General features: G+C 42.0%; 20 protein-coding genes. 11 read left to right on the forward strand and 9 right to left on the reverse strand.

The window, feature by feature from the left end:
* Positions 1-429 precede the first annotated feature (429 nt).
* From rpe to J3L18_RS06410, 3 genes are all read left to right on the forward strand, one after another.
* The gene (gene rpe, locus J3L18_RS06400; protein ID WP_129571244.1) at positions 430-1,080 is read left to right on the forward strand and encodes a ribulose-phosphate 3-epimerase; all 651 of its coding nucleotides are present in this window, start codon (positions 430-432) and stop codon (positions 1,078-1,080) included.
* Between the two features lie 202 nt (positions 1,081-1,282).
* Positions 1,283-2,350 (forward strand): 3-phosphoserine/phosphohydroxythreonine transaminase, encoded by a 1,068-nt coding sequence (gene serC / locus J3L18_RS06405; protein ID WP_129571245.1) that lies wholly within the window; start codon positions 1,283-1,285, stop codon positions 2,348-2,350.
* A gap of 110 nt (positions 2,351-2,460) precedes the next feature.
* Positions 2,461-3,414: a D-2-hydroxyacid dehydrogenase gene (locus tag J3L18_RS06410; protein ID WP_189549418.1), complete on the forward strand. Its 954-nt coding sequence runs from the start codon at positions 2,461-2,463 to the stop codon at positions 3,412-3,414.
* 195 nt (positions 3,415-3,609) lie between these two features.
* On the opposite strand, the gene J3L18_RS06415 is transcribed toward J3L18_RS06410, so the two are convergent.
* The 4 genes from J3L18_RS06415 to J3L18_RS06430 all read right to left on the reverse strand — a co-directional run bounded on the left by J3L18_RS06415 (position 3,610) and on the right by J3L18_RS06430 (position 8,355).
* Positions 3,610-5,010 (reverse strand): MBL fold metallo-hydrolase, encoded by a 1,401-nt coding sequence (locus tag J3L18_RS06415; RefSeq protein WP_129571690.1) that lies wholly within the window; start codon positions 5,008-5,010, stop codon positions 3,610-3,612.
* A gap of 164 nt (positions 5,011-5,174) precedes the next feature.
* Positions 5,175-7,007 (reverse strand): ABC transporter ATP-binding protein, encoded by a 1,833-nt coding sequence (locus tag J3L18_RS06420; protein WP_129571691.1) that lies wholly within the window; start codon positions 7,005-7,007, stop codon positions 5,175-5,177.
* 30 nt (positions 7,008-7,037) lie between these two features.
* A complete protein-coding gene (locus J3L18_RS06425) occupies positions 7,038-7,565 on the reverse strand; it encodes a hypothetical protein (RefSeq protein WP_223266301.1) in 528 nt (175 codons plus the stop codon).
* A gap of 13 nt (positions 7,566-7,578) precedes the next feature.
* The gene (locus J3L18_RS06430) at positions 7,579-8,355 is read right to left on the reverse strand and encodes an SAM hydrolase/SAM-dependent halogenase family protein (RefSeq protein ID WP_091162693.1); all 777 of its coding nucleotides are present in this window, start codon (positions 8,353-8,355) and stop codon (positions 7,579-7,581) included.
* A gap of 102 nt (positions 8,356-8,457) precedes the next feature.
* Here J3L18_RS06430 and J3L18_RS06435 point away from each other — a divergent pair, with 102 nt between their 5' ends.
* The 4 genes from J3L18_RS06435 to J3L18_RS06450 all read left to right on the forward strand — a co-directional run bounded on the left by J3L18_RS06435 (position 8,458) and on the right by J3L18_RS06450 (position 11,886).
* Positions 8,458-9,420 carry a PhoH family protein gene (locus tag J3L18_RS06435; RefSeq protein ID WP_129571692.1) on the forward strand — a complete coding sequence of 321 codons (963 nt, stop codon included), beginning with the start codon at positions 8,458-8,460 and terminating at the stop codon, positions 9,418-9,420.
* Positions 9,421-9,576: 156 nt separating this feature from the next.
* A complete protein-coding gene (locus J3L18_RS06440; RefSeq protein WP_129571693.1) occupies positions 9,577-10,521 on the forward strand; it encodes a phosphoribosylaminoimidazolesuccinocarboxamide synthase in 945 nt (314 codons plus the stop codon).
* 50 nt (positions 10,522-10,571) lie between these two features.
* Positions 10,572-10,949: an STAS domain-containing protein gene (locus J3L18_RS06445; RefSeq protein ID WP_090527130.1), complete on the forward strand. Its 378-nt coding sequence runs from the start codon at positions 10,572-10,574 to the stop codon at positions 10,947-10,949.
* A 22-nt stretch (positions 10,950-10,971) separates the two neighbouring features.
* Positions 10,972-11,886, forward strand: a complete 915-nt coding sequence (locus J3L18_RS06450; RefSeq protein WP_129571694.1) for a ribonuclease Z — start codon at positions 10,972-10,974, stop codon at positions 11,884-11,886.
* 47 nt (positions 11,887-11,933) lie between these two features.
* On the opposite strand, the gene J3L18_RS06455 is transcribed toward J3L18_RS06450, so the two are convergent.
* On the reverse strand, positions 11,934-12,878 hold the full coding sequence (locus J3L18_RS06455) for an MlaD family protein (RefSeq protein ID WP_090527134.1): 945 nt from the start codon (positions 12,876-12,878) through the stop codon (positions 11,934-11,936).
* A 112-nt stretch (positions 12,879-12,990) separates the two neighbouring features.
* Entirely contained in the window at positions 12,991-13,923 is a 933-nt protein-coding gene (locus J3L18_RS06460) for an N-acetylmuramoyl-L-alanine amidase family protein (RefSeq protein ID WP_129571695.1), read from the reverse strand.
* 52 nt (positions 13,924-13,975) lie between these two features.
* Between J3L18_RS06460 and J3L18_RS06465 the strand changes: the two genes are divergently transcribed.
* The 4 genes from J3L18_RS06465 to J3L18_RS06480 all read left to right on the forward strand — a co-directional run bounded on the left by J3L18_RS06465 (position 13,976) and on the right by J3L18_RS06480 (position 20,419).
* Positions 13,976-16,717, forward strand: coding sequence for a putative LPS assembly protein LptD (locus J3L18_RS06465; protein ID WP_129571696.1), 2,742 nt, complete (start codon positions 13,976-13,978; stop codon positions 16,715-16,717).
* 8 nt (positions 16,718-16,725) lie between these two features.
* Positions 16,726-17,973 carry a competence/damage-inducible protein A gene (locus J3L18_RS06470; protein ID WP_129571697.1) on the forward strand — a complete coding sequence of 416 codons (1,248 nt, stop codon included), beginning with the start codon at positions 16,726-16,728 and terminating at the stop codon, positions 17,971-17,973.
* Positions 17,974-18,016: 43 nt separating this feature from the next.
* Complete coding sequence (locus tag J3L18_RS06475) at positions 18,017-19,558, forward strand: 2-oxo acid dehydrogenase subunit E2 (RefSeq protein WP_129571698.1); 1,542 nt, start codon at positions 18,017-18,019, stop codon at positions 19,556-19,558.
* Between the two features lie 201 nt (positions 19,559-19,759).
* Entirely contained in the window at positions 19,760-20,419 is a 660-nt protein-coding gene (locus J3L18_RS06480) for a protein-L-isoaspartate(D-aspartate) O-methyltransferase (protein ID WP_091162701.1), read from the forward strand.
* A 97-nt stretch (positions 20,420-20,516) separates the two neighbouring features.
* Here J3L18_RS06480 and smpB read toward each other — a convergent pair whose 3' ends face one another.
* The 3 genes from smpB to J3L18_RS06495 are packed head-to-tail and all read right to left on the reverse strand — an operon-like array spanning position 20,517 to position 23,544.
* Positions 20,517-20,969: an SsrA-binding protein SmpB gene (gene smpB, locus J3L18_RS06485; protein WP_090527145.1), complete on the reverse strand. Its 453-nt coding sequence runs from the start codon at positions 20,967-20,969 to the stop codon at positions 20,517-20,519.
* A 26-nt stretch (positions 20,970-20,995) separates the two neighbouring features.
* Positions 20,996-22,897 carry an Nramp family divalent metal transporter gene (locus J3L18_RS06490; protein WP_129571699.1) on the reverse strand — a complete coding sequence of 634 codons (1,902 nt, stop codon included), beginning with the start codon at positions 22,895-22,897 and terminating at the stop codon, positions 20,996-20,998.
* A complete protein-coding gene (locus J3L18_RS06495) occupies positions 22,894-23,544 on the reverse strand; it encodes a metal-dependent transcriptional regulator (RefSeq protein WP_091162703.1) in 651 nt (216 codons plus the stop codon). Before J3L18_RS06495 ends, J3L18_RS06490 begins: the two co-directional genes overlap by 4 nt.
* Positions 23,545-23,655: the final 111 nt, after the last annotated feature.

Raw genomic sequence — 23,655 nt, forward strand, 5'->3', positions numbered from 1 at the left:
ATGTTAAAAGCCTTCAGCTTTAGCTAAATTAACCGCATTTTTTGGTGGCGGCGTTCTGTCAGCACCTTTCGGTCAATTTTAAGTTTTAGCAAAAAAATCAGAAAAACAACCAAAAAATCACCCAAAAGCGGGGGTAAAGAAAGTGCTTTTTGAAACGCATGTTTTTATTCTCAAAAGTTTTATTCTTTGATTATCAGCTATTAGTGGTGTTTCGGGTGGAATATTAAATTATTGATTATCAGTGTGTTTAATTTTCAATGTGTTTCATGTTTTTACACTCAAAAAATGGAACAGTTAAAAAACGGAGTCTGCATGATTTCATTTTTTTATGGAGAACGGCGATTTTGGGACAGGCACTTTTTTACAATTATATCATAAAAATAATTACACTATCAGTCCCATAGATTACCTGCTTTTATATATTTGCATATGAATCACCTCATAGCACCATCTATCTTAGCGGCCGATTTTGCCAACCTGCAACGCGATATTGAAATGATCAATAACAGCGAAGCCGACTGGATCCACGTTGATATTATGGATGGCATGTTTGTTCCAAATATCTCTTTTGGCTTCCCGGTTGTAAGCGCAGTAAAAAAACACGCTTCCAAACCGCTCGATGTTCACCTGATGATAGTTGACCCCGATCGTTATCTTAAGGCATTTAAAGATGCCGGTGCCGATAGTATTACTGTTCACCAGGAAACCTGTCCGCATTTGCACCGCACCATTCAGGCTATTAAGCAATTAGGTTGCAAGGCAGCGGTTGCCATCAATCCGGCCACACCTGTATCTACTTTGGAAGATATCCTTGCGGATTTGGACATGGTTTTGATCATGTCGGTTAACCCAGGCTTTGGCGGACAGCATTTTATTGAAAATACCTACAAAAAAATTAAAGAACTCAGGACACTAAGTGCCGAAAAAAATCCTGGCCTGTTAATTGAGATTGACGGAGGGGTGGATGCTAACAATATCACAAAACTGATAGAAGCCGGAGCAAATGTGTTTGTTGCAGGTACTTCAGTGTTCTCGTCGGCCAACCAGGTGGCCGCAATTTCAAAACTCAAACATCCCTAAAAGTTATTATAATGATAATAATTAAACCAGCCCTGTAGGGTTGGTTTAATTATTTGCAATCAAAGGCCCGTTTGTTGATTAATTGTATATTTTTTCAAAAAATGTAAATAATGTCTATATATTTTGTCAAATTAATTAACTTCGGCCCAACAAAATACAAACTTCCTAATAGTGTATTTAGAACCTACAATTCGTTAATATTATGAAACATAATTTTGGTGCCGGACCCGGCATTCTACCACACGAAGTTTTAAAGCAAGCTTCAGAAGCAGTTATTGATTTTAATGGTACTGGACTCTCTTTGCTTGAAATTTCGCACCGATCAAAAGAGTTTGAGGCCGTTTTAGACGAAGCTGTTAGCCTGGTAAAAGAATTGTTCAACGTTCCTGAAGGTTATTCGGTATTGTTTCTGCAAGGCGGTGCCAGCACCCAATTTGCTTTAGCTCCTTACAACCTGTTACCAGAAGGCGGTAAAGCTGCTTATGTTGAAACCGGTGTTTGGGCTAATAAAGCTTTAAAAGAAGCCAAGTATTTTGGCGAAGTACAGGTTGTAGCTTCATCAAAAGAGGCCAACTTTACTTACATCCCTAAGGATTTTGAAATCCCGGCTGATGCTGCTTATATTCACATTACTTCTAACAATACCATTTACGGTACGCAGTTACAGGAGTTCTTTAAATCGCCAATTCCAGTGGTTTGCGATATGTCGTCAGATATTTTCAGCCGCGTGGTTAACGTTGCCGATTTTGGTTTGATTTATGCCGGTGCTCAGAAAAACATGGGTCCTGCAGGTGTTACTTTGGTTATTGTTAAGGACGACCTGCTGGGTAAAACCGGTCGCAAAATCCCCGCAATGTTCAACTACCAAACTCAAATTGAAGGTGGTTCAATGTATAATACCCCACCGGTATTTGCTATCTACGTATCAATGCTTACCCTTAAGTGGCTAAAAGCAAAAGGCGGTGTACCGGCAATTGAGCAGGAAAACATTACCAAAGCACGTGTACTTTACGAAGAAATTGACCGCAACCCATTGTTCAAAGCAGTGGCCGCCGTTGAAGACCGTTCAAAAATGAACGTTTGCTTCGTAATGGAAAACCCTGAGTTGGAAAAACCATTCCTGAAACTTGCCGAAGAACGCGGTATAGTAGGTATCAAAGGCCACAGGAGCGTAGGTGGTTTCCGCGCCTCAATTTACAACGCATTGCCAATAAGCAGCATCTATGTGCTGATTGACGTAATGCAGGAATTTGCTGAAAAGAATAAGTAGCCCCCTAACCCCCTAAAGGGGGAACAACAATTTTAAATAATTACCCCCGGCCCTTAAAGATGTGGAATAATCACTCCCCCTTTAGGGGGCCGGGGGGCAAAACTTTAGACATGATCAAAATATTAGCTAATGACGGTATCGACCCGATAGGTAAGAAAATGCTGGAAGATGCCGGCTTTTTCGTTGATACCAACAATATCCCACAGGACGAGCTTCCTGAAAAATTGAAAAACTATGATGCTATTACCGTACGTAGCGCTACTAAAGTGCGTAAGGCATTGATCGACGCTACCCCTAATCTTAAACTGATTGGTCGTGGTGGTGTAGGTGTTGATAATATTGATGTTGATTATGCCAAAGAAAAAGGCATTGGTGTTTACAACACGCCAGCATCTTCTTCATTATCAGTTGCTGAGTTGGTATTCGCCAGCTTATTTGGAGCTGTACGCTTTTTACCTGATAGCAACCGTAAAATGCCCGTTGATGGTAGTACCAAATTTAACGACCTGAAAAAAGCTTATGCTAAAGGCGTTGAGCTTCGCGGTAAAACTTTAGGTATCGTAGGTTTTGGTCGTATCGGCAGGGAAGTAGCTAAAATAGCTATCGGTGTTGGTATGGATGTTTTAGCTTATGACCTTTTTGATTTTAACCCCGAGCTGGATCTTGTTTTAGGCGGTGGTATCACTGTTAAAGCATCTGTTAAAAAAGCTACACTTGATGAAATCATCACTACTGCAGATTTCATTACCCTACATACTCCATTTATCGACAAAGCTCTTTTTGGTGCTGAGGAATTGGCTAAAACTAAAAAAGGTGTTGGCCTGGTAAACATCTCACGCGGTGGTTTAATTGATGAACTTGCTTTGGTTGACGCTCTAAACAGCGGCCAGGTTTCATTTGCAGCACTTGACGTGTTCGACAATGAGCCAGCCCCTCGCGCTGAAATCTTAACCCATCCAAAAATTTCCTTAACCCCACACATTGGTGCTGCTACCAACGAGGCTCAGGAAAGGATCGGTGTAGAGCTTGCAAGCTTAATTATCGAGCATTTCAAAAAAGCATAACACGAATTTGCTCTAATTAGAGCGAATTACACGAATACAAACTATAAAACAAACGGCACGAATTTCATCAATTCGTGCCGTTTGTTTTATATCTTATGTCATTAGGAGCGTAGCGTGGCAATCGCATGCTTTACAGGGCCGCTATGCTTCCGTGCGATTGCTTCGTTTCTCGCAATGACATCGAATATTATGTATTTAAATTATATAACTAACACCTTTCTCCGGCAAAGTAACTCCGTAGCCTTCTTTTTCAAGGTCATTGGCTAATAGCTGCATACTTTCACCTTCACCATGTACCAGGAATATGTGTTTGAGCTTTGCTTTATCAATGGCTTTTACGGTATTCATCAGGTCGTCATGGTCACCGTGGGCGCTTAGTACGTCGGTTTGTTTGATGGTGGCATAAACGGCCAGTTCACGGTCTTTAATGTGGACGATAGAATCTCCCCGTAACAAACGATGGCCTAATGTTCCTTTGGCGCAGTAGCCAATGAACAGGATGGTGGCGTAGTAATTTTGGATGTTATAAAAAAGATGGTCCTGGATGCGGCCGCCTTCAAGCATTCCTGCAGATGAGATAATGATGCAGGGTTCCCAATAATTAGAGATCTGCCGGCTATCCTTCAGGGTTTCTACATAGGTGAGGTTATCAAACTCAAATTCGTCGCCACGTTTTTGGTAAAACTCCTGTGCTTCCTGGTTAACATGATTATGGTATTTTCTGAATACCTCGGTAGCCTGTGTAGCCATCGGACTATCAACAAAAACTTTAACCGGCGGCAGTAAACCAGTGCTAAAGATCTTGTTCAACGTATAAACCAAAGATTGTGTACGCCCGATGCTGAATGCCGGGATAATTAAACGGCCCTGCTCTTTAATACAGGCTTTTTCAATAACCTCTATCAGGGTTTGTTCAACTGTTTTGTCTTTACTGTGGTAGCGGCCGCCATAAGTTGCTTCCGAAACCAGGAAATCAACAGGAGGGAGGGGCTGCGGATCATTCAAAACAGGGTAATTCTTCCTGCCAATATCGCCGGTAAAAGCTATTGATTTTTCTTCGCCTTTATCATTTACGTTAAATACAGCTGCTGCTGCGCCCAACAGGTGGCCTACCGGTACAAAAGTTAGCTCAATATCGCCGGTAATCCTAAACGGTTTGTTAAATCCTATGGTAACAAAGCGCTCAACCGTGTCCATCACATGCTTTTGCATGTATAGTGGTTGGGCATGCGTATTGAATTTGCCTCTGCCACGTTTGTGGTGACCGCCCTTGCTTGCCGCTTTGCGCATGAATATGTTTACAGAATCGAGCAGCAATAATTCAGTCAGGTCTGCCGTGGGAGGGGTGCATAAGATCTGTCCCTCAAAACCTAAGCGGATCAGGGTAGGCAGGTTGCCCGAATGGTCGATGTGAGCGTGGGTAAGTACTACCACGTCAATGTCTTCGGGCCGAAAAGGAAAGTTTTCGTTAGATATGATACTGCGGTCCTTTTCATAATCAAGTCCGCAATCTACTAAAATTTTATATTGTCCAACCTCGAGCAAATGCATGCTCCCGGTTACCTGCCGGGCCGCCCCGTGTATAGTTAGTTTCATTTTTATAAGTGATACCTGTGCTAAAGCGGGTATCGATAATTATATTACGTTGTAAGTAATCTTCAGTTTGTGAATATAACGGTTTACACCCGCTTTATTGCGAGTGTAAACGTATTAATGCTTTATAAGTTTAGTTATAAACCAATAAGTTTTAAGGAGTGTTACTAAGCCTGGTTACTTTCAAACTGAAGCTGGCTTAAGTATTTATAAAGACCTTGTTCATTGCCGATGAGTTCGACGTGGCTGCCGCTTTCAACTATATGGCCTTTTTCAAGTACGATGATCTTATCTGCTTCGCGGATAGTTGATAGACGGTGAGCTATGATGATCGACGTACGATCTTTCATTAATTCCTCAAGCGCCTCCTGTACAAGGCGTTCCGACTCAGAGTCTAACGATGATGTAGCCTCGTCAAGTATCAGTATAGATGGGTTTTTAAGGAGCGCCCTTGCAATGGCAATCCGCTGTCTTTGTCCGCCTGATAATTTAACACCACGCTCGCCAACAATAGTTTCATAACCCTCGGGGAAGGACGAGATAAATTGATGCGCGTTGGCACGTTTGGCGGCTTGTATGATATCCTCTTTTGATGCATTGAGCCTGCCGTAGGCAATGTTTTCCATTATGGTGCCTCCAAACAATAATACATCCTGCGGAACAATAGCTACCTGGTTACGGATATCAGTAAGGGTGTAATTGTCGGCTGGCTTGCCATCAAATAAGATATTTCCGTTTTGCGGGTGATAAAATTGTAAGATCAATGATGCCATGGTAGATTTACCGGAACCGCTTGGCCCAACAATAGCAACACGCTGCCCTGCATCAGCATTAAAAGAAATGCCTTTTAATACAGTTATTTCCTGGCGTGAAGGATATGTAAATACCACATTGTCAAAAGCAAGGTCGCCTTTAATGGGTTGTTTAATGCCATTTTCGCTTTCAATAATCGAAATAGCTTCGCCTTGTTCGTGAAGGATCTCAAGTACACGCTCACTTGCGCCAACCGCTTTTTGCAGATTGGCATACAGATCTGGAAAGCTACCCATGGCGGCGCCTACAAATATCGAGTACATGATAAAAGTAGTAAGGTCGCCAACATATATTTCATGATTGGCCACCAATACCGAGCCGTACCAGATTACACCAACAAAGGTGCCGAACAAGCAGAATACGATGAATGAGGCAAAGGTACCCCTGAATTTTGCACCCCTAACAGCGATGTTAACCACCTTACGCAGAATTTTATCGTACCGATTAGCTTCGTAGGCCTCGTTAACAAATGCCTTTACATTAGCAATACCTTGCAGCGTTTCTTCAACTATGGTATTTGATTCGGCTAATTTGTCCTGAGCCTCGCGAGATAGCTTACGGATATACCTTCCGAAGAATACAGCGAATGCAACCAGGAATGGCAATATAGCTAATAGCGCAAGTGTAAGTTTGATAGACACGATGGCCAGTAAGGTAGTGCTGCCTATCATGATCACCAACTGGCGGATCATTTCGGCAAAAGTAGTGGTCAATGTATCCTGGATTTGGGAAAGATCGGCAGAAATACGGCTGTTCAATTCACCAACCCTACGGTTGGCAAAAAAGTTCATGGGCAAGGTAATAAGCTTAAAATAGGTATCACGCCTGATATCGGCTAAAGATTTTTCGGCCACCTGCACAAACCAAACCACCCTGAAAAATGATACAAAAGCCTGTGCAAATAATATAATAAAACCCATGATGGCAATAGCGTTTAAGCCATGCGGCAGGTATTTGTATTTATAAATGCCTTGTGCTGCATCAATCAATGCGCCCAGAATGGCGGGGAATGCCAAGCCTACCAGGCTTGACAAAAACAGGAAAACTAATCCGGCTATGAATTTAACCCGGTAAGGTTTTAAGTAAGTGAGCAGTTTAGCTACGTTGCGCAGGCTGCTCCTGTTTATTTTTGCTTTAGGTAATTCTGCTTCGGCCTTGCTGCCACTGTTCAGTCGTCCTCTTGCCATGTATGCGTTTGAATGTTATGAGCCGCGAATTTACGCTTTAACACGGTTCTTTTTAACAAGCAGAAATAAAATTGACGCAATCATGAAAAGTATCACTAATACAAATATGTTTTGCCGGGTTTTGAAGTGCTCTTCTGAATTGTTTAACTGTTGTTTAAGATGCGCATTTTGTTGCTTTAACCTGTTAATTACCTGTATATAACCGGCAGCTGTAGTTTCTGCCTCCTTGCTGTGACTTTGGATCTGCCTTTGCTGAAAATCACGGTATTCAAGCAGGATCTTGAGCTCTTTAAAAATTGCATCATCTGTTTTAGCGATATCCATCAGGATGCCGGCCGAACGTCTGACATCACCTTTGGTTTGAAAGCCGAAAATGCCGGTATGCTGGCCCAGGCTTTGGTCATATTGCCCGAATTTTTGTTTACGGGCCGCCAGCATATTATTTATTTTTTTACGCTGAAGCTGGTAAGCTACAGAATCGGAGTTAACGGGGATTTGGGCCGATGCCCAACCGGTTGTTATCAAGCAAAATAAAAAAATCAGTACAGTTTTTTTCATTTATATAAATACCTTATTGAAATTCAATGATCACCTTATCATTCAGGTTCAGGCCCAGAAGGCCACTTGCATTGCCTTTATTTATGGCAATTTCCAAATGGTCACTGATACCAAACAAACAAAGTTTTTCGCCAACGGGTACTTCATTATAATGCCAGCTTAAATGGTTTATGGTTTCGTTGCGCTTAAAATTGAGCACAAAACGCCTGCCTTGCTGTACGCTGTTAAAAAACTCCTTGGTTATATTGGTTATCACATTCTGAAATGAATCGATATAAATTACAACACCTTTGATCATGTTTTTTTCAATAACAGGCTGCAAATTCATTTTGTTTTCAATATCGCTCACCGGCAGGCCTATTTCATCCAGCTTGCCGCCTTTGGCTAAATGGCAGGCCGTTTTAACAAAGATATCGGCCAGGGGGAAGTGGAGGAATTTAAGGTCCTGCATAATGTTGATCTCAACTATCTCTTCAGGCTCCTGGTCAAACATCAGCGAAAAAATACCGTTATCAGCCCCCACAAAGTAGTGCTTTTTGTAGCGGATAGCGAGGTATTTGGTATGGTCATTATAAACGGTATCAATACCGATAAGGTGTACGGTATCTTCCGGGAAATAATGAAAACTGTTTTTAAGTATAAAAGCGGCCTGCTGTACATTAAAGGCTGCAACACTGTTGGTAATATCAACAATATTTACTGTAGGCAACAATTTGTAGATACTGCCTTTTAACGCAGCCTGGTAAATATCTTTATCGCCTAAATCAGTAGTTAATGTTATAATTGCCATTAATTTTATAAATATTTATTGCTAATCTTGTAGTAGCATTTGAAGCTACAAATATTCAATTTTTAATTCATAAAAATCCGTAACTAAAAAATCAAATTAGTATTGAACGAACTTAAGCTATCAATTGAAAACGTAAACCCTGCAGTACTGTGGGGGCCTAATAATGATCATTTTGAGATCATTAAGAAACAATACCCCAAGCTTAAAATAGTTGCCCGCGGCAGTGAAGTGAAGGTTTTGGGCGATGATAACGAACTGAATATTTTCCAGGAAAAATTTTCCCATCTGATAAATCATGTTGAGAAATTTGAAAATCTCAACATAACTGATCTCGAGCGGATCCTTGGTTCGAAGGTTAACAATGCCGCTACATCCGAACCCGCTGCTGCAGATAAATTTGCGAGTGGTGAAGTGATTGTGTTTGGGCCTAACGGCGTAATGGTTAAGGCGCGTACCACCAATCAGCGCCGCATGGTTGATAGTATTAACAAAAGCGATATCCTTTTTGCAATCGGGCCTGCGGGTACCGGTAAAACGTATACCGCGGTGGCATTGGCCGTAAGGGCACTTAAAAACAAAGAGATTAAACGCATTATACTAACCCGCCCGGCGGTTGAAGCAGGGGAGAACCTTGGTTTTTTACCCGGCGACCTCAAAGAAAAGATCGACCCATACCTGAGGCCTTTATATGATGCGCTTGATGATATGATCCCGGCCGAAAAACTGAAGGTTTACCTGGAGAACCGCACCATTGAGATTGCACCGCTGGCCTTTATGCGCGGCCGTACCCTTGATAACTGTTTTGTTATTTTGGACGAAGCCCAGAATGCCACCGATATGCAGCTTAAGATGTTCCTGACACGTATGGGGCCATCAGCTAAATTTATTGTAACCGGCGACGTAACACAGATTGATTTGCCAAAAAAACAACAATCCGGCCTGCACACTGCTTTAAGGATCCTGACCGATATCAAAGGTATCGAGATAGTATACTTGAGCGGCGAAGACGTAGTAAGGCACAAATTAGTACGTAAGATATTAGAAGCTTACGGAGATATACAGTAATTAGTTGATTAGAGGTTGGTGGTTAGAGATTAGTTGCAAAGCTCATTTCTAACTAACAACCTTTAGTCTTCAATATAAAGTGATTTGAGGCTATTGAAAGGGAAGCAAACTTGCAAATCCTAATCTCTAACCTCCAATCTCTAATCACTAAAAACAATGAACTCAATAAAAGAAACACATTTCAGCTTTCCGGGGCAAACGGCTTTTTACAAGGGGAAAGTACGCGATGTTTATACGATAGATAATAAATACCTGGCCATGGTTGTTACCGACCGGATTTCGGCCTTTGATGTTGTATTACCTGAAGCTATTCCGTTTAAAGGACAGGTGCTTAACCAAATAGCAGCCCGTTTTTTAAAGGCTACAGCCGATATTGTTCCGAACTGGGTTATTTCTGTTCCGGACCCAAGTGTTACCATTGGTCGTATTTGCGAGCCGTTTAAGGTAGAGATGGTGATCCGTGGTTACCTGGCCGGTCATGCTGCCCGGGAGTACAGCGCAGGCAGGCATCATGTATGTGGAGTGGCTTTGCCTGAAGGCTTAAAGGAGAATGACATACTGCCTCAACCTATCATTACGCCTACCACTAAAGCATCAGTAGGGCATGACGAAGATATTTCACGCGAGGAGATCCTGTCAAGAGGCATTGTATCGGAAGAAGATTATGTAAAGCTTGAGGCCTATACCCAGGCGCTATTTAAACGTGGTACCGAGATTGCAGCGAAACAAGGCTTAATATTGGTAGATACCAAATATGAGTTTGGTAAAGTTGATGGTCAGATTTACCTGATCGACGAGATCCACACGCCTGATTCTTCAAGATATTTTTATAAAGAAGGGTACGAGGAACGTCAGCAAAAAGGTGAGCCGCAGAAACAGCTTTCTAAAGAGTTTGTACGCAAATGGCTTATCGAAAATGGCTTCCAGGGTAAAGAAGGGCAAGTAGTGCCGGTTATGACCGAAGAGATTGTTAATTCGATATCTGAGCGTTATATAGAGCTTTACGAAAAGATTATTGGCGAGCCATTTGTTAAGCCTGCCGAAGGGAATGTATTAGCCCGTGTTGAAACAGCAATTAATAACGCGTTGAGCGTTATGTAATTTTAAAATATCCATAAAATATTTATCTTAGCTTATTAAATTTAATAAGAATGAAATTTACTGTAGATAAACATGAGAAATATATATTATTGAAACTTAATGAATCAAAATTAAATTCAATAGTAACGCCTCAGTTAAAATCAGAACTGATTTTGATCAATACAGAGGGGCAGCGCAACATCATTCTCGACTTGTCGCAGGTGAAATATGCCGATTCATCAGGCTTAAGCAGTTTGTTGGTTGGTCACCGCTTGTGTAAAAATGCTACGGGTTCATTTATTTTGGCGGGTTTAAATGACGCAGTTGCGCGTTTAATAACCATATCACAATTGGATAATGTATTAACCATTGTCCCAACCGCCGAAGAGGGTGTCGATCTTATTTTTATGGAAGAGATTGAAAAGGAATTAAAAAAGGAAGCAAGATAAACCATTTGATTGTTTACCTATTATGAAATTTGAGGTAACAATACTTGGCAGCAGCTCCGCAACCCCCATCTTTAACAGAAATCCTACTTCACAGGTGCTCAATATCAATGAGCGCCTGTATTTAATAGACTGCGGCGAAGGCACTCAGCAACAAATGCTCCGTTTTGATATCAAAGCCAGTCGAATTGATCATATTTTTATAAGTCATCTTCACGGCGATCATTATTTAGGCCTGGTTGGTTTATTATCATCCATGCACCTTAACGGTCGTAAAAAGGCGCTTAAACTGGTATGCCCCGTGCAGTTGAAAGAAATAATTGATCTGCAATTAAGATATTCAGATACCGAACTGCAATTCCCTGTTGAATATATATTTACCAATGCCCAACAAAGTGAAGTGGTGATCAATAATAGTGATGTTGTAGTTGAAACGATACCGCTTGATCACCGCATTGCCTGTACCGGCTTCCTGTTTAAGGAAAAGAAAAGACTTCGTAAACTTATTAAGGAGAAAATAGAAAGTCTCGACATCCCGGTTGCCTATTATTCGGTATTGAAAAAAGGGGGGGATTATACTGATGAAAAAGGCAAAGTTTACAAAAATGAAGAGCTAACTATCGATTCGGCCGAGCCTAAAACCTATGCCTACTGCTCCGATACAATGTATAATGAAAACTATTTCGGCCAAATCGCCAACGCCACATTGCTTTATCACGAGGCTACTTTTTTAAATGATATGCTTGACAGGGCAGTTATAACCCATCACACCACCGCGTTGCAAGCCGGAGAGATAGCCCTGAAAACCAATGCTAAAAAACTGCTCATAGGCCATTTTTCGGCCCGTTATAAAACCCTGAATGAGTTACTGGATGAGGCTAAAATAAATTTCCCCTCAACTGAACTTGCAATTGAGGGGAAAACCTTTTTTATAGAATAAAGCTAAAAGCTTAAGGCAGAAAGCCAAAAGCAGGCTTTTAGCTTTCCTTAATCTTTCTTACCGCCAAAAACAGAGAAGCTTACATAACGTTTTGGATGTGCTTTCAGATCAATAAACAGGTTATTGAGGTTGTTTGATGCATCTGTAAGGTTTTTGTACATTTTATCGTCGTTAAGCAAAAGGCCCAAAGAACCCTGACCGGAGTTAATTTTGGCAATAGTTGCCTGCAAATCGGCCATAGCTTTATTTGCATTATCAAGTGTTTGTTTCAGGTTAGCAGCAGCAACGTCATTACTTACTTTTTCAAAGTTAGCTGTCATTCCGTTTAGGTGTGCTGTGCTTGTCTTTAAGCTGCCTGATACTTCCTCGGCATTGGTAAGTATGGCGTCGATATGTCCGGTTTGTGAACCTACCAGGTGGTCTATTTTTTTGGTAGTACCTTCGAGTGTTTGCAATGAGTTGGCAATGCTCATGAAGCTGCGGTCGATGTTTTTCTGAAAGTTAGGATTCAGGATCTTGTTAACAGCGCTCAGTGACGAATCGAGTTTAGACATCAGCATCTCTGCCTTTTTTTGTATGGGCTGCAGGCTTTCCGCAAGGCTGCCCTGAATATCGGCTTTAAGTGTATCCTGGTCTTCGGCGGGCACATTGCTGTTACCTAACTCAAAAACAATGGCTTTACTGCCCAACAGATCGGTACTTTCAAGCTTGGCGAGGGTGTTTTTAGGCACAACCACATCTGGCTCAATTTTAAATTCAACCACGGTACGCCCGTCTGGCTGAAGCTTCATTTTAGAGATGCGGCCTATCTGGTAACCGTTTACCAATACTGGTTTTGAAACGGTTAAACCTTCAACGCTGTTATAAATAGCATAGTATTTATTTGATCCTGAAAAAACATCATTACCGCGTAAATAACTGTAACCTAATATGAGTATGGTAATTGCTATTGCCGTAAGTGCACCAATTTTGGTTTCGTTAGAGATTTTCATTAAGTAGAGTTTATGCGTTAATTGTGTTTAAGGCTATAAACCTGCAACCAGGCTTATATGTTTTATGATGTACGTTTTATTTACAAGGAAGGTAACAGTTTGGCTTTTATAATTATTGCGAAATCTGTTCCATTTCTTTTTTATAGGTTGTTAATGCACGGATAATTGAAGCTACAATCTCATTTTGTCCTTCTTCTGAATTAAGGTACTTTTCATCGTCGGGGTTATTGATGTAGCCGGTTTCAACCAATACTGATGGCATTGCGCTGTGGCAAAGTACGTAAATGCCCTGCTCCCTGATCCCTTCGCTACGCCTTCCATCGGTATCAACAAACTCGCCGTTAATTAAAGTCGCCAGCTTGATACTCTGCTGTCTGAACTTTCTCTTATACTCGTTTGTTAAAATAATGGTCATGGGGTCGTTCGGGTCCAGTGCGCCGCCGTCGAGTTCGGTTTCTTCGCCAACCTGGTTTTTTTGAATGGCGTTTTCCTCTTCGCGGGTACGGTGTAAACCATAAACTAAAATCAGTACGCCTTTGCCCGACCTGTCCGGAACCCTAACGGTACGGTACACCGCTTTATGACGTTTGGTGCCAACTTTTTCGCGAACGGTTCTGTCTGATAGCGAATTGCAATGCAGGGAAATGAAGAGCTGCCCTTTGTTTTCATTGGCTATTTCAGCCCTGCGTTCAAACGAAACATCATCTTCGGTAGTACGGGTCATTACAGCTTTAACACCGCTTAATTCTTTTTCTATAGCGGCTTGCAATTTAAAGCCGATAGCCAGCGTTACATTCCTTTCTGACGAATAAGAGCCCGATGCACCGTGTGAATAATGACCTGTAGAGGCTGATGGTTTACCACCATGCCCGGGGTCGATAATAATGGTTTTAATCTTAAAACCGGTACTGTTGACAACAGTGTCTGTTTGACGGGGAAGACTATTGGTTAAAACAGAACTGTATGATTTAAAGGGAAAAAATGAAAGGAGAACCAGCAACACCCACAAACTATAAATCAATCTTTTCAATGCCTTATTTTTCATTATTTTTGAACGCTGTTAACTATATCTGCAAAAATACTATTCATAATCAATTTTGAAATTCATAACCTTTTTTTTTCTGCTTGCAATTATATTAATAGTAAACGGACTTGCTGCTAATGCCGGCACTGTTTTAAATAACAGCCATGGCAGGAGGCCTTTAACTGATACTATTATCAAACTTGATTCGCTTCGTGATAAGAAACTTCTTAAAGGTAAACAATCCGGCTCAATAACGCCGCTACGAAACGGTAAGCCGGTAAATTCTTTACCTGCAAATGATACCACTAAAAAGAATAAAGGCGGCCTGCAATCAGAAGTAAAGGCAACTGCCGAGGACTCGACCCACTCAGACCGGGAGCACCAGGTTACCTATTTTTACGGCAAGGCCCGTGTAACCTATGAAGATTTTGAGCTTGACGCAGATTATATCAGGGTTGATGATAAAAACCACCTCATATTTGCTCGGGGAAGCATTGATCCGCGTACGCACCAATATATCCGCAGGCCTATCATGAAGCAAAAAACGGATAAGCCCGTAGCATCCGATTCGCTGATTTTTAATTATCAAACAAAAAAAGTAAAGATATATAATCCTGCATCCGAACAGGAAGGCAACTTTATTTCGGGCGGACAGGCAAAAAAACTCAATGATGATGAGGTTGCGTACCGTAACGTTATTTTCAGTACCTGCGATTTGCCTTACCCAGATACACACTTTGGTATAGTGATTACACGTGGTATCGGCGAAAAGAAACGTATTATATCCGGGCCCGCTTACCTGGAGATTGAAGGGGTCCCTTTACCGCTTGCCATTCCTTTCGGTTTTTTCCCTAAGCCGGATACCAGGACATCAGGTGTTATTTTGCCAACTTTTGGTGAGGACAACACCCTGGGTTTCTATTTAAAAGGGCTTGGATACTATATTGGTATAAGTGATTATGTTGATTTGACTACCACCGGGTCTATCTACTCAAAAGGCTCGTATGAACTAAGCAGCACGGCACGATATCTTAAGCGTTATAAATATACAGGCAACGTTACGCTAAGCTTTGGCTCGCATAACTATGGCCTTGAGGGCGACCCGGCCACTAAAGACGCGCATATTTATTGGTCGCACGTGCAGGATGCCAATGCTAATCCCGGTTCAACATTCAGTGCTTCGGTTGATGCAGGTACTTCCGGTTTTTTTAGGAACACGCCATCGGCAAGTAACTATAATGTTAACTCCATTGCTCAAAGTAGTTTACGCTCAAGTATCGCTTATGGTAAAACCTGGGCAGGTACACCGTTTAACTTAAGTGTAGGCATTTCGCATAGCCAGGATATAGCCCGTAAAACGGTGAATATCGAGTTGCCCACTATTGCCTTCGGTATGTCGTCAATAAACCCATTCGACTCTAAAAACAGGGTTGGCGAACAAAAATGGTATCAAAAAATTACCGTGAGCTATAATTTGGTAGGTACCAACAAGCTTAACGATATACCCGAGTCCCAATTATTTAAAGGCGAAACTTTATCAAAACGGTTACAAAATGGTTTTCAGCATACCATCCCGGTTAGTTTGGGCTTAAACGTATTAAAGTACTTTCAGTTTAATAACAGTGTTAACTATACCGAACGCTGGTATTTTCAAAGCATTAATGAACGATTTGAAAGGGGAAGCATTGCCGGTTCAAACCAATTAATTATTGATACTATACCTGGTTTTAAGCGTGCCGGCGAGTATAGTATCAGTACAGGCATATCAACTAAATTGTACGGTACTATAAACTTTAAACATGGTAACCTGAAAGCAATCAGGCACGTGGCAACTCCGTCAATAAGTTTTAGCTATCGTCCCGACTTCAGCGACCCGAGCTTTGGCTATTACAAAACAGCTGTTAGTACAGCCACGGTTCCTTATCCGTATACCTATCAAAAATATTCTATTTTTCAAAATGGAGTTTACGGCGGCCCCTCAGCGGGTAAGCAGGCGGGTTTAAACTTTTCGGTAGATAACACGATAGAAGCTAAGGTAAAAGCTAAAAGCACTGATACATCAGGCACCGACCGAAAGATCATGATTTTACAAGGTTTGTCGTTCTCCACCTTTTACAATTTTGCAGCCGACTCAATGAAACTTTCTGATATTTCATTTTCGGGGCATACCGCTATTTTTAATCAAAAATTAAGTATCAGTTTTTCGGGAGTGTTTAGCCCATATGTAACCAAGGTAAGCGATTCAATCTCCAATAATCAGATTGTAAGAACAAGCCGTTACATAAACAGGTATGCCTGGCAGGATGGCAAATTCCCAACTTTAACAGGTTTGAACATCTCTATGGGGGGGAGTTTGAATTCAACCAAGGCAACTCCGGGGAATGCGGCCCTGAATACTATCGCAACCATGAATCCCACCCAGGCGCAGAGACTGGCCCTGGTAAACAGCGATCCGAATGCATATGTTGACTTTAATGTGCCGTGGAATATCTCGCTTAACTACAGTTTTAGCTATCAAAACTACTTAAACAACAAAACAACCAGTAATACGCTCCAAATTTCGGGTGATGTGAACCTTACGCAAAAGTGGAAGATCCAATACTCTACTACGTATGATATAAAGGCGGCTAAATTTGCAAGCGCTACCTCGTTTTCAATATACCGCGATTTGCATTGCTGGGATCTGGCCTTTCAATGGATCCCCTTCGGTGTATACAAAATGTATAACGTAACTTTAAAAGTGAAAGCCTCTATTTTGCAGGATTTGAAACTAAGCAAGAAAAGCGATTACAATCCACAATCATCTTTTTATTAATATAAATAATGCTGGCAGAAATAATAACCATCGGCGACGAGATACTTATCGGACAAATTGTTGATACCAATTCGGCCTGGATGGCTACCGAACTTAACAAGATCGGGATAAGGGTAAAGCAGATCTCATCAATAAGCGACGATAAAGAACATATCCTGAAGGCGTTAGCCGAAGCAGCAAGCCGGGTCAGTATCATTTTTATTACCGGTGGACTTGGGCCCACAAAAGATGATATCACCAAAAAAACATTAGCCGAATACTTTGGTGTTGAACTTGTTGAAAACGAGGATGCATTTGCTAATGTAGAACGCATTTTTGCCAAATATAACCGCCCGTTACTGGAGATCAACAGGCAACAAGCGCTTGTTCCTGCCAATTGCGAAGTTGTGCTTAATGAAAACGGCACTGCTCCGGGTATGTGGTTTAATCACAATGGAGTTATCTACATGTCGATGCCGGGTGTGCCATTTGAGATGATGTACATGATGGAAGGGCAGGTATTGCCTAAAATTAAGGCTACCCTGAAGCTTCCCGTAATCATTCATAAAACGCTGCTAACCGTTGGTGAGGGTGAATCATTTTTGGCCGAACGGATTGCAGATATCGAAAATGACTTGCCATCGAATATTAAACTGGCCTACCTGCCAAAGTTAGGGCAGGTGCGTTTACGATTAAGCGCTTTTGGCGAAGAGGAAGCTGCTTTGCAAAAAGAAGTTGATGCATTTGCCACCAGGTTTATTGAGCGCATCGGTTCACCGTTTGTTATTGATCAGGACATCCCGCTTGAAAAAGCCATCCTTGATTTGATGGAAAGTAACGACCTTACTTTATCAGTAGCCGAAAGCTGTACCGGTGGTTATCTTTCGCACTTGTTTACCCAACATCCGGGTTCATCGCAGGTGTTTTTAGGCGGCGCGGTTTCTTATTCGTACGAGTTAAAGGAAAGTATTTTGGGAGTAAAGAACGAAACTTTGTGGCAACATGGAGCCGTTAGTGAAGAAACTGTAAAAGAAATGGTAGAGGGTGCACTGTTAAATTTCAAGTCGGATTTGGCTGTTGCTATTACAGGCGTAGCCGGTCCGGGCGGCGGTACGGAAGATAAACCCGTTGGTACTGTGTGGATTGCAGTTGCCGCAAAAGAGAAATCATTAATAAAGAAATACACATTTGGCAGTAAACGCAGGCAAAACATTGAACGAAGTGCTGTGATGGCGCTGTCAATGTTGAATACTTTGCTTACTGAAATTAAAAAGTAAAGATTTAAATACATAATTTTGGGGTTAAACTATATTCTACTGTATGGCCAAATACCAGCTGTTATTGCCAAAAATGGGGGAGAGCGTTGCTGAGGCAACCGTTATCAAATGGGTTAAAAATCCGGGTGATAAGGTAAATGCCGATGACGCGGTAATGGAAATCGCTACCGATAAAGTCGATTCTGATGTACCTTCGCCTGTAACGGGTAAGTTAGTTGAACAACTGTATAAAGAAAATGATGTTGTACAGGTAGGTGCGGTTATAGCTATCATTGAAACTGATGAAGCTGAAACTGCCCCGGTAGTTGCCCAGCCTGAAGAGGTTGCGCCACAACCTCCCGAAGAACCGAAAATAGCAGACTCAACTTATCACGAAACTGTTCCGGCTAAAGAAGTTAAAAAAACTCCTGAACCGGAACTAAGCGAAATTCAGCCGGAAAATTTATCCGGCATTCCTGGTATTGATCAGCTTGAGCAAAAAAGTTCGCCTGCTGCTCCGGTATTTAAATCCGAAGGGCGTTTTTATTCGCCCCTTGTAAGAAATATTGCCACGCAGGAAGGTATCAGTATCGGGGAGTTGGACAGCATCCCCGGGACGGGGTCGGATGGCCGTTTAACCAAAGATGACCTGCTGAACTATCTGCAGGCAAAAACTTCATCAGTTCCAAATACACATTCGTCAGCTCATGTTGAGTCGTTTACTACTCAAACTGCCGGGCAACCTGTAAAAACAGTTGAGCCTGCTGAAGAAGCACGACCGGCTGCTGAACCGGCGCCGCAACCTATAATTACTGCGGCTCCTGAACCTGCAAAAACCGAAACGCCAAAAGCTGCCCCTGTTGAGCAGCAGCCTGCTCCGGCTGTTTCTGTATCCGGCAGTGATGAGATTATAGAGATGGACAGGGTGCGCCGTTTAATCGCCGATCATATGGTGATGAGCAAACAAACATCGCCGCATGTTACCTCATTTGTTGAAGCCGATGTCACTAACCTGGTGTTATGGCGCGAAAAAGTAAAGAACAGCTTTGAAAAACGTGAAGGCGAAAAAATAACCTTTACGCCTATATTTATTGAGGCAGTAGCGAAAGCGATCAAGGATTTCCCAATGATCAATGTATCTGTTAACGGTACTCAGATCATTAAAAAAGCGGCAATCAACATCAGCATGGCTACGGCTTTACCAAACGGTAACCTGATTGTACCGGTAATTAAAAAAGCAGATGAGCTTAACCTTGTTGGTTTAACAAAAGCCGTTAATGACCTCGCGAACCGTGCACGCAACGGTAAGTTATTGCCCGATGATGTAAAAGAGGGCACATTTACGATTACCAACGTTGGCTCATTTGGTAACGTAATGGGTACACCTATAATCAACCAGCCGCAGGTTGCCATTTTAGCTGTTGGCGCTATCAAGAAAAAACCTGCAGTTATTGAAACAAAAGAAGGCGATATGATCGCTATACGCCACATGATGTTCCTTTCATTATCATATGATCACCGCGTTGTAGATGGAGCTTTGGGTGGCTCGTTTGTAAGGCGTGTGGCCGATTATTTAGAGAAGTGGGATAGTAACAGGGAGGTATAAATTCTTAAATACATAAAAACATGCACGCCGGGCAAACTGTTCGGCGTGTCGTGTTTTTAGACCATGCGTTTCATTATTGACAAAATTGAATTTTAAATTTGTACTAATGAAGCACATAAATAACCACGAGGGTCCAAAACCCCGTAAATGATGCTTATTGGGTAAATTGTGTGAAAATTCGTATTAACTTTGCCTTTGAAAATGGCTTACAAGTATACTGATAATTACCGCGAACAGGGTGCCCGTAAAAGGCTTGTGGATGTTTTGAGAAAGAAGGGGATTGGCGACGAACACGTTTTAGAGGCTATTGGCAAGGTAAAACGTCATTGCTTTTTTGATGAAACTTTCTGGAACCAGGCTTACAGGGATATTGCGTTCCCGATAGGCGAAGGACAAACCATATCGCAGCCCTATACTGTGGCCTATCAGACCGAGCTATTGCATATCCGAAAAGGAGATAAAGTACTTGAAATAGGCACAGGCTCGGGATATCAAACCTGTGTCCTGCTTGAACTTGGAGCTAATGTTTACACTATTGAACGCCAGGAAAAGCTCTATCACCGCACCAAATACGTATTGCCAAATGAAATGGGTTACAATGCCCGTTTTTTCCTGGGAGATGGCTCTGTTGGGATAGCCGAACACGCACCTTATGATAAGATCATTGTTACCGCCGGAGCACCCACCGTGCCCGAAGTGCTGTTAAAGCAACTAAAAATAGGCGGCATCCTGGTTATCCCGGTTGGGGATGAAGAAACCCAAAAGATGGTTACAATACTAAAAGTGGGAGATAACGATTATGAAAAGATTGTGCTGGACACCTTTAGGTTTGTACCATTGGTAGGGGATAAGGCTTGGTAGGAGATTTCGGATTTCGAATTTTCGATTTCGGAATTAAGAATTATCATGATTTCATTTAAATAAATCCGAAATCGAAATTCCCAATTCCGAAATCAATTTACCTTTTCATCACCCTGTCCAGTTCAATCTTGGTATCGCGTTCCTTCATGGTTTCGCGTTTATCGTATGTCTTTTTACCTTGTGCAAGGCCAATTTCAAGTTTGGCAAATCCCCGTTCGCTGATAAATAATGCCAGGGGGACTATGGTCAACCCCCGTTCTTCGCCACGGGTCTGGAGTTTTTTTAGCTCTTTTTTATTTAACAGCAGGATGCGGTCGCGCTTGGCCTCATGGTTATAGAACGAGCCGAATGAATATTCAGAGATATGCAGGTTGCGTACATATAACTGGTTATTAATGAATGTACAAAAAGCGTCATTAATGTTAGCCTTCCCCTGCCTTATCGACTTGATCTCGGTGCCGAGCAACTGTATGCCTGCCACATACTTATCAAGTATATGATACTCAAAGTAGGCTTTTTTATTTTTTATATAGATGTTATCCTGGCTCATAATTATTCAGCCGCAAACTTACAAAATTAGTTTGACTGTGGCTTTACCACTAGTACCGGCACATTAACCTTGTGCCTTACAGAGTTTACAGTGGTGCCAAATATGAGGTCTTTCAAAGCTTTGTGTCCGTGCGAGCCCATGACAATGAAATCAATTTTTTCATTTTTTACAATTTCGGCTATGGCACTGGCCGGATTGCCGTAACCAATTTGTCCCTGGGCATTGTAGCCAAGGTTTTTTAACGTGCAAACATATTTATCGAGGTTGTTAAAATCAATTTGGGTTTCATTATCCAGCACCTGGCCGCCATAGTAACGCGCACCAGCAGTTTCAACAACGTGTATCAATGTATAATCGGCTTTTTTACCTCCCTGCATAATAGCATGCCGGAGGCAATCGGTATCATTCTTTGAAAAATCTATGGTTATAGCTATGTGGCTGTAAGTTATCGCATCAAGCTCGGTAATGGCATTGGCTATCCCATGTGGTACAATAGCCGGCCTGTCATGATGTTTAAATAATAGTGGCCGTATAAAAACGTAGATCAGTAATAGCGCTATGCCGATAATAATGGGAACCACTACGGCATAAATCCATACCGGTGATGGGGTTCCGTTTACCCAATCGCCAATTTGTTCATATACCAGTTTGGCGTTTAATGCAACGATTAATAAAGCACTTGCCCACGCCAATGTTCTTGTCTGGAAATTGATGGTAAACTTGCCCATTCTTTTTCGGTCGGAGGTGAAATGGATGAGGGGGATTACCGCAAAACCCAACTGAAGGCTTAATACAACCTGGCTTAAGATCAGGAGTTTTCCTAAACCTTCCTCGCCATAAAAAAGTATGGTGAACACTGCCGGTACAATAGCCAATACACGGGTAAGCAGGCGGCGTAACCAGGGCTCTATCCGCAAGTTAATGTGCCCTTCCATAATGATTTGGCCGGCAAGTGTACCGGTAATGGTTGAGCTTTGCCCCGAGGCAATAAGCGCTATGGCAAATAAAGTAGGCGCTATTGCACCGAAAATATGCTCCAGCAGCTTAAATGCATCCTGTATCTCTGCTACTTCAAAATAGCCGTTCCTGAAAAAGGCGCTTGCTGCTAATATCAAAATAGCCGCATTTACAAAAAAAGCAAGATTAAGGGCTATAACAGTATCAAAAAGATTAAACTTAATCGCCGCCCTGAAGCCTTCTTCGCTACGGGTTATTTGGCGGGTTTGCACCAGTGACGAATGCAGGTATAAGTTATGCGGCATTACCGTAGCGCCAATAATGCCTATAGCTATATAAAGCATTTGCTGGCTTATTTTATCACCTTTAAACAGATTGCCGGGAATAAAACCCTTTGCTACTTCTATTACATCGGGCTTAACAATAAACATTTCGACCAAAAAAGAGAGCCCGACTATAAAGATCATCGAAATAATAAAGCCTTCGAGCTTGCGCATACCCTTATTCATGAGGTAGAGCATCAGTACAGTATCGGTGATGGTAAGCGATACACCCCAGATTAACGGAAGATGAAACAATAGCTTTAAACCAATGGCCATGCCGATAATTTCGGCCAGGTCGCAGGCTATAATGGCTATTTGTGCCAGCATATACAGGCAAAAGTTTACAAAACGAGGATAGGCATTTTTGGAGGCCTGTGCAAGGTCGAGCCCGCGCACTATCCCCAACCGGGCTGCCAGTGATTGCAGCAGAAGAGCAATCATGTTGGATATAAACAATACCCAGATCAGCTTATATCCAAAAGCGCTGCCTCCTGCGATATCCGTTGCCCAATTTCCAGGATCCATATAGCCTACGCTCACCAGGTAAGCCGGGCCCAGGAAAGCCATTAGCTTTCGCCAGCCATTTTTGTTTTCGGTGGTTACTGATCCGTGTACATTGCCTAAAGATTCGTTGTGTGTATTGTTCATAGGGCTATAAGCAAGTTGTTGGCTACTTCGCGGCTGATATGCACTTCTTTATTGCCGGTTTGTACCACTACCGAATGGTCATATTCAATAATATCAGTTATCATTATTTTGCAGCCGATAGTAAGCTGTTTTTTATCGAGGTATTGTAAAAAGGATGAACTATGGTCGCGTACGCCTGAAATTATACCGCTTTGGTTAACTGTTACTGCCGAAACCGGTTTTAACTCGTGCGTGTTAAAACGGCCGTTACAGTCAGGTATAGGGTCGCCGTGTGGGTCATGTTTTGGATAACCCATAAACTTGTCAAGGCGGTCAATTAACTCTTCAGACGAGATATGTTCCATCTCTTCGGCAAGGTCATGAACCTGGTCCCATTTAAAATTGAGTTTCTCTACCAGAAAGTACTCCCACAGCCGGTGTTTGCGGATAATGCTTATCGCTATTTTCTCGCCGGAAGGGGTGAGGCTTACTCCCTGGTAGGGGGTGTAATTGATGAGCGCTTTATCTGCAAGTTTTTTAAGCATGTCGGTAACCGAAGACGCTTTGGTATTTAGCGAGGATGCGATCTGATTTGTACTCGCATTTCCATCATTTACAGAGAGATGATAGATGGATTTTAAGTAGTTTTCCTCGGCTAAAGTGTTCATTTAAACAAATCTAATAAAAAATTTAGACTAATCTAAAAAAATAAACGTTAGGAAATATGTTTTCGTTGAAGTACTTTAACGAAAAATTAAATTTTGCGAAGCAAGGAAAAT

Origin of the sequence: Mucilaginibacter gossypii (assembly GCF_017569325.2) — a bacterium.
GTDB classification, from domain to species: domain Bacteria; phylum Bacteroidota; class Bacteroidia; order Sphingobacteriales; family Sphingobacteriaceae; genus Mucilaginibacter; species Mucilaginibacter gossypii.

What these genes read in the sequence shown, in the direction of transcription:
- J3L18_RS06415 (WP_129571690.1), bottom strand. Translation starts at nt 5,010, where the DNA reads ATGAAACTAACTATACACGGGGCGGCCCGGCAGGTAACCGGGAGCATG.
- J3L18_RS06470 (WP_129571697.1), top strand. Translation starts at nt 16,726, where the DNA reads ATGCTGGCAGAAATAATAACCATCGGCGACGAGATACTTATCGGACAA.
- J3L18_RS06445 (WP_090527130.1), top strand. Translation starts at nt 10,572, where the DNA reads ATGAAATTTACTGTAGATAAACATGAGAAATATATATTATTGAAACTT.
- serC (WP_129571245.1), top strand. Translation starts at nt 1,283, where the DNA reads ATGAAACATAATTTTGGTGCCGGACCCGGCATTCTACCACACGAAGTT.
- J3L18_RS06495 (WP_091162703.1), bottom strand. Translation starts at nt 23,544, where the DNA reads ATGAACACTTTAGCCGAGGAAAACTACTTAAAATCCATCTATCATCTC.
- smpB (WP_090527145.1), bottom strand. Translation starts at nt 20,969, where the DNA reads ATGAGCCAGGATAACATCTATATAAAAAATAAAAAAGCCTACTTTGAG.
- J3L18_RS06425 (WP_223266301.1), bottom strand. Translation starts at nt 7,565, where the DNA reads ATGAAAAAAACTGTACTGATTTTTTTATTTTGCTTGATAACAACCGGT.
- J3L18_RS06460 (WP_129571695.1), bottom strand. Translation starts at nt 13,923, where the DNA reads ATGAAAAATAAGGCATTGAAAAGATTGATTTATAGTTTGTGGGTGTTG.
- J3L18_RS06455 (WP_090527134.1), bottom strand. Translation starts at nt 12,878, where the DNA reads ATGAAAATCTCTAACGAAACCAAAATTGGTGCACTTACGGCAATAGCA.
- J3L18_RS06420 (WP_129571691.1), bottom strand. Translation starts at nt 7,007, where the DNA reads ATGGCAAGAGGACGACTGAACAGTGGCAGCAAGGCCGAAGCAGAATTA.
- J3L18_RS06475 (WP_129571698.1), top strand. Translation starts at nt 18,017, where the DNA reads ATGGCCAAATACCAGCTGTTATTGCCAAAAATGGGGGAGAGCGTTGCT.
- J3L18_RS06430 (WP_091162693.1), bottom strand. Translation starts at nt 8,355, where the DNA reads ATGGCAATTATAACATTAACTACTGATTTAGGCGATAAAGATATTTAC.
- rpe (WP_129571244.1), top strand. Translation starts at nt 430, where the DNA reads ATGAATCACCTCATAGCACCATCTATCTTAGCGGCCGATTTTGCCAAC.
- J3L18_RS06440 (WP_129571693.1), top strand. Translation starts at nt 9,577, where the DNA reads ATGAACTCAATAAAAGAAACACATTTCAGCTTTCCGGGGCAAACGGCT.
- J3L18_RS06480 (WP_091162701.1), top strand. Translation starts at nt 19,760, where the DNA reads ATGGCTTACAAGTATACTGATAATTACCGCGAACAGGGTGCCCGTAAA.
- J3L18_RS06490 (WP_129571699.1), bottom strand. Translation starts at nt 22,897, where the DNA reads ATGAACAATACACACAACGAATCTTTAGGCAATGTACACGGATCAGTA.
- J3L18_RS06410 (WP_189549418.1), top strand. Translation starts at nt 2,461, where the DNA reads ATGATCAAAATATTAGCTAATGACGGTATCGACCCGATAGGTAAGAAA.
- J3L18_RS06450 (WP_129571694.1), top strand. Translation starts at nt 10,972, where the DNA reads ATGAAATTTGAGGTAACAATACTTGGCAGCAGCTCCGCAACCCCCATC.